This window comes from Mycobacterium montefiorense (assembly GCF_003112775.1).
In the GTDB taxonomy this organism is placed as follows: Bacteria; Actinomycetota; Actinomycetes; order Mycobacteriales; family Mycobacteriaceae; genus Mycobacterium; species Mycobacterium montefiorense.
This window is the reverse complement of the sequence record NZ_BFCH01000011.1, coordinates 316,218-325,462: the sequence shown is the minus strand read 5'-3', so window position 1 is coordinate 325,462 and position 9,245 is coordinate 316,218. Positions and strand designations below refer to the sequence as shown.

The window sequence follows — 9,245 nt, the reverse complement described above, 5'->3', positions numbered from 1 at the left end:
TAGTCAAAACCGCCGCCCGAACCAGCACCGGAGAGGTACGAAACAAACGGGCCCTGCGCACCAGCGCAGGCACCTAAAACACAACACGAGTGTCAAGGATCAACCGAAACAGAAACGTCACCCATCAACCGACTCTGAACAGGGGCACAGACCAGTGGCTATTTTTTTGGATCGTATTGACCCAATCCATCGCTTATTCATCGTCAATGTTGCGATCCATGAGGTCCGCGACCACTACATGAAGCCTTGCCCCCGGTCATGTAGGGGTGGGGGATGAAAACATGTTTTGAGGCTGATCAAGCCAGACCGGCCAATTCCTCTAGCCCTTGTTCGTCGAACGCAACAATCTGGTACTCGGAACGTTCGCCCAACGTGCGTTCTCGCTGATCTCGTATCGCCTGCTCTCGACGCCAGCGTTGGGACCCGATACCGCTGTTCAGGAGCGCGCCGTGCTCGCGGATCACCCGCTTAACTACGTCCGTGCACTTCTGCCTCCTTTTGTTGTACTGCTTTAGCGCTGCTTCTAAGTCGGTAGATTGGGCGATTAGTTCCGCGAGATCTGCTGCGTGTGAGCACGCGAGGTTCATACCGAATCCAGCCCAGGGAGGGGCGCAACTTCCCGCGTCGCCCACCAAGACACCCCTCCGACCTATGCGCCAACTGTCGATAAAAGATTCGTAAAAATAATTAGGCCGCTTGTTAAGGATTTGCTCGTCGGGCAAGTCCTTTAGTACGTCTACAAGTTGAGGATTCTGGGCTTGCAGATATCTATCAGCATCCTCTCTCTTAGTGAAGGCAGAATGATACGGGCTGAACGGTGTTTGGCCCGTGAATGGGCAGATTTCTTCTCCTTTGTGGTTCGTGTGCACTTGCGCCTCAATGAGCAATGAAATAGTGCCGTTGAAGTTGGGCAAACCGATGCCAAGACTCTCATCGTCTGGCGCTGGGAAAAAATGGATTTTATTTAGCTCTAATTTTGATCGCTTGACCGCATCTTCGCTGACCGTCAAATTCAGGTAAGGCGTACGACTCTCACTGGTTGCGCTTACTCCGGGCTGACCCTTGGCTTTACGTTGGCCAAGGCCGTGCACTCCGTCGGCAAACACGATGAGATCCAACCCAGTCAACTCATGCTGGCTTTGATCTGCCATGCTTTTCCACCTCACAGTTCCTGTTGTCGGATCTGCGTCAACGACCTCGCAATCGAAATTCAATGTGCATTGCGGATGACCAAGAATTGTCCCGGTCAAGAGTGCAAGTAGGTCTCCCCTCGGCACAGAAACGAGAAGATCTGAGGGGCGATGACCGTAAGGATGAGTCCAGGACGCACCCGACAACGAGTGGATTGCTCTTCCGTCAACGATGGTTCCGGCACCATAGATTAGATTACCTAATCGACCGAATGATCGGAGTCCAAGCGCATCTGCTGTAACGTTATAGGAGCGTGCGTCGGTTGCCTGGTCAAGTTTATATGCTCCCCTCTTTTCGAAAATACTTACTATGGCGCCAGCATTTAAAAGCTTCCATGCTAATAGCAAACCAGAAGGGCCACCGCCAGTCACCGCGACCTTGAGTCTTTCTGATGACTTGACCTCGGCCGGACGAAATCGATTAAAGAGGTCTTGCGATACCTGGTTCATGATGTGACTCCGTTTGGACGTACCCGTTTGACGGGTTTGGAACCGAAGCAGCGACGTTGGTAAATTTGCCCGTGGTCATCTTCCGGTCACGATGGACGCGGCAGTACGGTGAGCACCCGCTGGATGTGGTCGCGGAATTCTTGCATGTAGGCGCGTAGGAATCGCTCGGTTGAGTCATTGGAGACCGACCCATCAGCACCGAAGATTTCCGGCTTGAACGTGATGTAGGCCTCGGGCGCCGTCATCTGCCGCGCATTGAGGTAATTCAGCACCGCGCGGAGGTTCTGCTGACCCATCGCCGTGCCAATCGCACCCGGAGAGGCGCCGATAATGGCCGCTGGCATGTGGTCAAAAGAATTCTGTCCATACGGCCGGGAGGCCCAATCGATCGCATTCTTCAAGACGCCAGGGATCGACCGGTTGTATTCCGGCGTGACGAACAAGATCGCGTCGGCCGCGGCGATCGCCTCTTTCAGCGCCTGACCTTCGGGCGGGTAGCTTGCGTCATAGTCTGGGCTGTAGAGCGGTAGATTGGCGATGGGGATCTCCAGGAACGACAGGTCGCTAGGCGCTAGGCGAACCAGAACTTTGGCCAAAATCCGGTTGACGGAGGTAGAAGACAAACTGCCGATGATATTTCCGACCTTATAGGTGCTCATTGGCGATCCCTTCGACGGGCAGACGGACATATTATCGTCGATTGCGTCGCCGAACTATGGGGCATTTCGCGGCAATTCTCACCGGAACTTCATCTACCAGCCGGTACGGGCGATGCTATGGTGTTCGCCCGCGCAGGCGGCCTGTCTGATATGAGAGGCAGCAATGTGCACGACTTGATATAGCCCGTAACAATGCTCGGTTGCGTTCGGTTCGACCTTGACCCACGCGAAGACCCGGCGGCACCACCCGCTGTCGGCGCATTCTGCGCTTCGGCCGCCGCCTGTTTCGGTTGAGTTGGTACCCACGAAGACCCAGGGCTACTTGGCTGGTGTCCATCCTTTCGCCGGCAAGAAGCACATCGCTCGCGCGCCACTGTTTCCGGGTAAGCGCACTCGTGCGGGAAGTCTGCGGTTCAGATTGAGGAATTCGATCGAGCCAAGCTGAGCGTGGTGGACAACGTGTGCCACAGCTACTTCCAACGTGTCCGCAAGGCACCTCCGCCACGTTGCCGCTCAGCACGGGGGGTACTACATGCAGGTGTCTACATCAGAGGACGACGCACAAGCGACCCTCGTCGACTACGTCAAAGCGCTCGGCCTAGGCCGGGGGCTGGAAAAGGTTAAGGTTTCGGGGTAGCGGGTGCAGCCGCATTTCCATACAGGCAGCCATTGTATTCCGGACTACCCGGGGCGAAGTCGAAGCCGCAGTTGCACTCGTGAGCTTGCTGGGGGGTGGCAAGCGAATCGCAAAAGGGGGTGCCAGCCGAGGCCGATGGTGCGGTCCACATCACGCCAATGGCCAAGGCTGCCGATGCAGCGCTGACCGTCGCCATCAATACTCTCGTCTTCATGTTGGGATTCCTTCTCCTTGAAGCTCTTTGACGACGACGGTACCTGTCGCCACTGGCCATGGCAGTGACAACATTCGTAGCACCGCGCTAGCCGAATAATAGGGGTCTCAAGGCCCGCCTGCGATGTGAACTGTATCCCAGCAATGGAGGGGGAACCCCTGCGACCTAGTCAGGGCCACGGTACAGAGTCGCAATTGATTCCCGCACGCTAGCGAATCACCCTGCAGGACAGTCTGGTAAACCGTTGGTCGCGGGTGGCCACGACGTCGAAGTTACGCCGTCGACGAGGGAGGCGGGTGCCGCCCGCCGTGGCGGTGTAGTTGCCGCCTCGTCTCGTGCTTGGTGTCTGGATGGTTGTGTGACGTTCAATCGCCAGCTATGCGGCCCTCCAATGTTCCTGCGGTTTAGATCAATTCCTCTTCGCATAAGTTGCAGCGGGGACTACGCCAATACAACTACGAGTTCGCTGCGGGGTCTGTCAATTTTGTGTGGCCCAGCGTTGTCCTGCACCACGCAGTCTTGGCCGACGACGAAGACCACCGCTTCGTTGGTGAACGCGAAGTTTACGTCCTCTCGTCGAGTGCTGCCGCCTGCCGGTTCGAACACGCCAGTGGCCACTTGTCGGCTGCGCTGGCCGAGTGGCGCGGGCCGGTGCTCGAGGATTTGCGTGACTTTCAATTCGTGGAAGCATTCGCCGCGGCACTGACCGAGGACAAGCTGGTGACACTGACCGTGCGAGCGGAATCCGAAATAGACTGCGGTCGAACATATTCCATGATCAGTGAGCTCGAAGCTCGGCTGAAGACTGCGCTCGCTGACGATCTGGGCATCGACCCCGGCCCCACGTTACAGCGTCTTCATCAGCGGATCCTTCGCCAAGAGCCGCTGGATACCCAACAGGTCGCGCGCGCAACAGCCAAACGTGTTGCCGTGACTCGTCGGCGGCCTACCGAAGGTGCCCGGGAGTCCGTCGTCGCACACCTACGCGATGCCGGCGGAAGCCGTCATCCGTTGCGAGGAACAGCGACCAGGATCGGCCGCCTGTCCGACAATGACATCGTTGTCGACGATGACACTGTCAGTCGCCACCACGCGGTGATCATCGACACCGGAAACAGCTTTGTCATCACCGATCTGCGCTCAGCCAACGGAGTTGACGTCGGAACGCAGCGGATTCGCACCAGCGCGACGCTGGCCGACAGCGACCGCATTTGCATCTGCGGCCACGAATTCACCTTCGAAATGTGACGCCTGACAGTGCACCCCGGCCGTTGTACAGTCTCGAAATGACCAACGGTCGCCTCGCTGATCCGGATTGCTGCCTCAAAACCGACCCTCGGTCGGACCCACGAATGGTCATGGCTCTTGCACCGGTGGGTCTCGACAACAATGCGCCAACGGTGCCGCTGACAATCGATGCGCCGCTGGCGGAACGGCTCGCCTATGCCGCGATGTGCGAGGAGGGGATGGGCGCAGTTCTAGGTCTATTCGCCGCGGGCATTCCCGACGCGAACGGTGTGACAACTACGACGACAACCATCACCGGCGAAGACGGAAACGACGTCACGTTGTACATCAGCCGCCCCGATGTCGGTGGTCCGCTGCCTGCCGTGGTGCATCTGCACGGTGGCGGCATGGCCATCGCCAGCGCCGCCGACGCCACCTACGCGCGGCTGCGCGAGTACTTGGCGGGCACCGGCCTGGTCGTCATCGGCGTCGAGTTCCGCAATTCCGGAGGAAAGCTCGGCCCGCACCCATTTCCCGCCGGATTGAACGACTGCGCGGCCGGCGCCCGTTGGGTGGCGGCGAATCGCGCGGAACTCGGCGTCAGCCATCTGATCGTCAACGGCGAGTCCGGCGGAGGCAATCTCACCCTGACCCTGGCGCACAAGGCGAAACGCGAAGGCTGGCTGAACGAAATCGCGGGCTTCTATGCGCAGTGCCCGTACATCTCAAACCGGTGGCACGAAGCTCCCGATGAGTTGCCGTCACTGCGGGAATGCGACGGCTACTTCATCAGCCTTCAGCAGGCGGAGCTACTGGGTTCGATTTACGACCCCGATAACCAGAACTCGAACGATCCCACGTGTTTCGCCGGCGTCGTGACCGACGAGGACCTGAATGGCCTACCGCCGCATGTGATCTCGGTGAACGAGCTCGACCCGATGCGTGACGAAGGGCTGCAGTACTACCGCCATCTGGTGCGTGCGGGTGTCCCGAGTGTGGGCAGGGTAGTCGCGGGCACCTGTCATGGGGGCGATCTGATATTCGCGGGCGCGATGCCCGACGTCTTCGCGGCCAGCGTGCGCGATCTCAGCGGGTTCGCGAAGAGTCTCGGCTAGTCCCACTTCAGAGACTGTTTCTGCGCTTACGGGCACTCGGGCGGACGCGCTATCGTCTGCAGGTGGCCATATCTACATCTGTGAGCGCAGGGCTTGCGACATTGCTGGCGATCGCTGCATGCACAACAGCACCGCACGGCATTGCCGATCCGACAACGCAACAGTCGCCGTTCCCGACCGGAAAGTCCGGAACCACAATCCATGTCACCGAGTACAGCACCGCGACCGCCGACGTCACGCTCAACAACGCGACCTGGGTTTCGTCCGGCTGCTCTGCAGGCGGGGGCTGCAACGTCATCGAGCTCACCATCGTCGGCAAATCCGATGCACCCTTCACCTACAGCGAGAGGTACGTGACGGCTGCCTCTTCCCCGTGGCGGCAAGATCCATACCGGGATATCCAGGGCGGCTCATCCACCGTCAATTACCAGCAGATCAACAAGACGCCGCCGCTGCGCCTGGGCAGCGTCACCAACGGCCAAACCGCGCACGGGTTCATCGGTTACGACGGCAACGTGAAACAAGGCGACATTTACATCGAGTTCAACGATCCCAATGCTCCGGCGGCGCCCACTCCCTTAGCGGGCTGGAAAGTCCACACCTAGCCGGCGGCCGGCGGCGGGCTAGATTACCCCTATGCGAATTGTTCGCGTGTTAGGTGCAGTCCTGACGATTCTCACAGCAGGGCTGCTGCTGGCAACCCACTCCGGCGCACAACCGCCGTCCAAGCTCACCGATCACATCACCGACAGTTCCGGGGTGTTGACGGATTCCGATCGGGCGACGATCAGCTCGGCAATCGACGGGCTTTACCACGATCAACGCGTTCAACTGTGGGTGGTCTACGTCGACAACTTCTCCCGATTCAAACCCGACAACTGGGCCGACCGAACCCGCAGCGCCAGCGGGATGGGCGACAACGACGTGCTGCTGGCCGTGGCTACCAACACCAAGGCGTACTCGTTCGTGGTGCCACCTAAGGTCCATGACCTCACAGCAACCGAGCTAAACAGCTTGCGGACTAACAAAATTGAACCCGCGGTGGGCGCCAAAGACTGGGCCGGTGCCGCGGTCGCTGCCGCTGACGGGCTCGACAAATCGGACGGGTTGACCGACTCGCCGGGTTCGTCAATGCGGATCTGGCTGATCATTGCGATCGGTGTCATCGTCGTGGTGGCGATCGTCGTGGTGGTCCTCGTGCTCTATCGCCTGCGCCGCCGCCGGCGTGCCGCACGGCAGGTCAGCCCCAGCGGCGCCCAGCGGGTTGACTCGCTGGGCCAGGCATTGTCCATCGCGGAAGCCAGATTGCGGCAAATCTCCGACTACGTCGCCAAACATCACGCGAGCGTCGGCGCCGAGGCCCAGACCCGGCTCGAAGAGGCGAAACGTCAATTAGCGGCGGCGCACAGCAAGGAAGCAAGCAACGAGCCCGAAGCAATTGGCCATGCCAACGGAGCCTCGACGCTGGCCGCTGCGGCACAGACTCTGGCAAACGCCGACGTGCTCGCGGCGCACCGTACACCGAAACGTCGAGGCACCACATCGACGCGATGATCACCCTGCGCGACCGCTGAGCGACGACCGATTCTGACCCGCACGCGGGCCGCCGCGTCGGACCTGTGCATCTTGTAAGTCAGTCATCCAGACGGAACCACACCGCCGTTGGCCTCGTTAGGCGATCAAGGGGAGGGGACTCGGCCGCCGATTGTGCAGTTGCCGATGAGATCCCGACATGCAGTTGCAAGTGGAGGAAACCTATGGCGATTACTGATGTTCCGGCATTCGCCCACTTAACTGATGCCGACATCGAGAGTCTCGCCGTCGAGCTGGACGCGATCCGCCTGGACATTGAGGATTCGCTGGGCGCCCGGGACGCCCGCTACATCCGCCGCACCATCGGTGCCCAACGTGTCCTCGACGTAGCCGGCCGGCTCATGCTGGCCGCCAGTTCGCGACGTTTCGCCTGGTGGGCAGGCACCGTGACACTGGGTGTGGCGAAGATTATCGAGAACATGGAGATCGGCCACAACGTCATACACGGTCAGTGGAACTGGATGAACGATCCCGAGATTCACTCCACAACCTGGGAATGGGACATGAGTGCGGCGTCAAAGCACTGGATTTCCGCCCACAATCATCAGCACCACAAGTACACCAACATCCTCGGCATGGACGACGATGTCGGCTACTTCATCCTGCGCGTCACCCGTGACCAGCCCTGGGAGCACTTCAACGTCGGCAACGTACTATTCAATGCCCTCCTCGCGCTTGGGTTCGAGTGGGGAATCGGCTTGCAGACAGTCGATTTGGAGAAACTCTTGAAGGCTGGCCCGGAACGCGACAAAGTGCTCGAGCAAACACGCGAGTTCTCGGTCAAGGCCGCACGCCAGGTGGTCAAGGATTATGTCGCGTTTCCGGCACTCACGTCGATATCACCGGCGGCCAGTTACAAATCGACGCTGAAAGCCAACATCGCGGCCAACGTGATCCGCAACATCTGGGCCAACGCGGTAATTTTCTGCGGGCATTTCCCCGATGGCGCAGAGAAATTCACAAAGACCGACATGATCGGCGAAACCAAGGGCGAGTGGTACCTGCGCCAGATGTTGGGTAGCGCCAACTTCGAGGCCGGCCCGATGCTGCGATTCATGAGCGGCAACCTGTGCCACCAGATCGAGCATCATCTGTTTCCCGATCTGCCAAGCAACCGGCTACACGAGGTCTCGGTGCGGGTGCGCGCGCTGTGCGACAAATACGACTTGCCTTACACCACAGGCTCTTTCCTGATGCAGTATGCCAAGACGTGGCGTACCATCGCCAAACTGTCGCTGCCGAACAGCTATCTGCGCGACACGGCCGACAACGCACCGGAAACCCGCAGTGAGCGGATGTTCGCTGAACTCAAGCCCGGTCTCGCCAAGACCGATCTAGCGACGGGGCGTCGCCGCGGGCTCAAGACCGCGATCGCGTCGGTCCGACCTTGGCGGGGAGCGCCGGACCGGCACGCTAGGTGGTGACGACCATCAGCCGTTGGCCGGCGTCCCAGGCTTGAATGAAGAGCGCCAAGGGGATCTGCTCGTCGCGACCCTGGCGGCTACCGCTGTCGTTGAGATGCACGACGTTGTTGCCGGTGTCGACGCCCGTCACGACCACGGTGTGGTCATGCGCCGGGTTGCCGTCTTTGTCTGTCTGGTCGACAGGCTGGTGCCAGATGAGTTCGCCGTTGACGGTGACGAGCACCTTGTGGCCGGCGCCAAGTTGCTGCTCGAGCCCCTCAATGCTTCCGTTGCTAATGGTGGCGCCGACGTTGTACAGCGCCAGCAGCGCGGGGATGTCCCTGAACCACATGCCCTCGCCCGAATCCGGATCGTCGGGGTGGGCGGGCCTGGTGTAGATCGGACCTGGGCCTTGCGTGCTAGGCGTCGCCTGCGCCCTGTCGATGATCTCGTCCTCCGAGGGCGCCACGCCGGTCACTTCACCGATCACATCAGCGGTCGACGCCACGGCGCAGTCATCCCAGTATTGCTGGTAGCGCCAGTACTTCGCGGCGGCCGCGGGATCGCCGTACATGGTGTCCGAGGTCGCGTAGGCCGGACCGGCCAATCCCAGCGCAACAGCACTGGCGACGACAGCAACGGAGGCCGTCTTGGCGATGGCGGCGATCGTGAAACCCTTCATGGTTTGTCCTTTTCTGCTCCCGCTCTAGCCGCGGAGTAGCTAAGAAAAGACTCGGACGTCGGCCTTCTCGAATTC

The 9,245-nt window shown here is 60.1% G+C and carries 8 protein-coding genes and 1 pseudogene; 6 read left to right on the top strand and 3 right to left on the bottom strand.

What is annotated here, in order from left to right; all coding sequences use genetic code 11:
• Positions 1–296 precede the first annotated feature (296 nt).
• Positions 297–1,640, bottom strand: coding sequence for an FAD-dependent oxidoreductase (locus tag DB708_RS09130; RefSeq protein ID WP_108921601.1), 1,344 nt, complete (start codon positions 1,638–1,640; stop codon positions 297–299).
• An 86-nt stretch (positions 1,641–1,726) separates the two neighbouring features.
• On the bottom strand, positions 1,727–2,299 hold the full coding sequence (locus DB708_RS09125) for an NADPH-dependent FMN reductase (protein ID WP_108921600.1): 573 nt from the start codon (positions 2,297–2,299) through the stop codon (positions 1,727–1,729).
• 732 nt (positions 2,300–3,031) lie between these two features.
• Between DB708_RS09125 and DB708_RS27225 the strand changes: the two genes are divergently transcribed.
• The 6 genes and pseudogenes from DB708_RS27225 to DB708_RS09100 all read left to right on the top strand — a co-directional run bounded on the left by DB708_RS27225 (position 3,032) and on the right by DB708_RS09100 (position 8,509).
• Positions 3,032–3,181, top strand: coding sequence for a hypothetical protein (locus tag DB708_RS27225; protein ID WP_165839775.1), 150 nt, complete (start codon positions 3,032–3,034; stop codon positions 3,179–3,181).
• Positions 3,182–3,690: 509 nt separating this feature from the next.
• Positions 3,691–4,398, top strand: a pseudogene (locus DB708_RS09120) (BTAD domain-containing putative transcriptional regulator); the annotation flags it as partial.
• 38 nt (positions 4,399–4,436) lie between these two features.
• Positions 4,437–5,492: an alpha/beta hydrolase fold domain-containing protein gene (locus tag DB708_RS09115; protein ID WP_108921643.1), complete on the top strand. Its 1,056-nt coding sequence runs from the start codon at positions 4,437–4,439 to the stop codon at positions 5,490–5,492.
• An 80-nt stretch (positions 5,493–5,572) separates the two neighbouring features.
• Positions 5,573–6,097 carry a hypothetical protein gene (locus DB708_RS09110; RefSeq protein WP_108921598.1) on the top strand — a complete coding sequence of 175 codons (525 nt, stop codon included), beginning with the start codon at positions 5,573–5,575 and terminating at the stop codon, positions 6,095–6,097.
• A 31-nt stretch (positions 6,098–6,128) separates the two neighbouring features.
• Positions 6,129–7,046 carry a TPM domain-containing protein gene (locus DB708_RS09105; RefSeq protein WP_108921597.1) on the top strand — a complete coding sequence of 306 codons (918 nt, stop codon included), beginning with the start codon at positions 6,129–6,131 and terminating at the stop codon, positions 7,044–7,046.
• Between the two features lie 203 nt (positions 7,047–7,249).
• Entirely contained in the window at positions 7,250–8,509 is a 1,260-nt protein-coding gene (locus DB708_RS09100) for a fatty acid desaturase family protein (RefSeq protein WP_108921596.1), read from the top strand.
• On the opposite strand, the gene DB708_RS09095 is transcribed toward DB708_RS09100, so the two are convergent.
• On the bottom strand, positions 8,499–9,170 hold the full coding sequence (locus DB708_RS09095; protein ID WP_108921595.1) for a C39 family peptidase: 672 nt from the start codon (positions 9,168–9,170) through the stop codon (positions 8,499–8,501). The genes DB708_RS09100 and DB708_RS09095 overlap by 11 nt on opposite strands.
• Between the last annotated feature and the right edge of the window lie 75 nt (positions 9,171–9,245).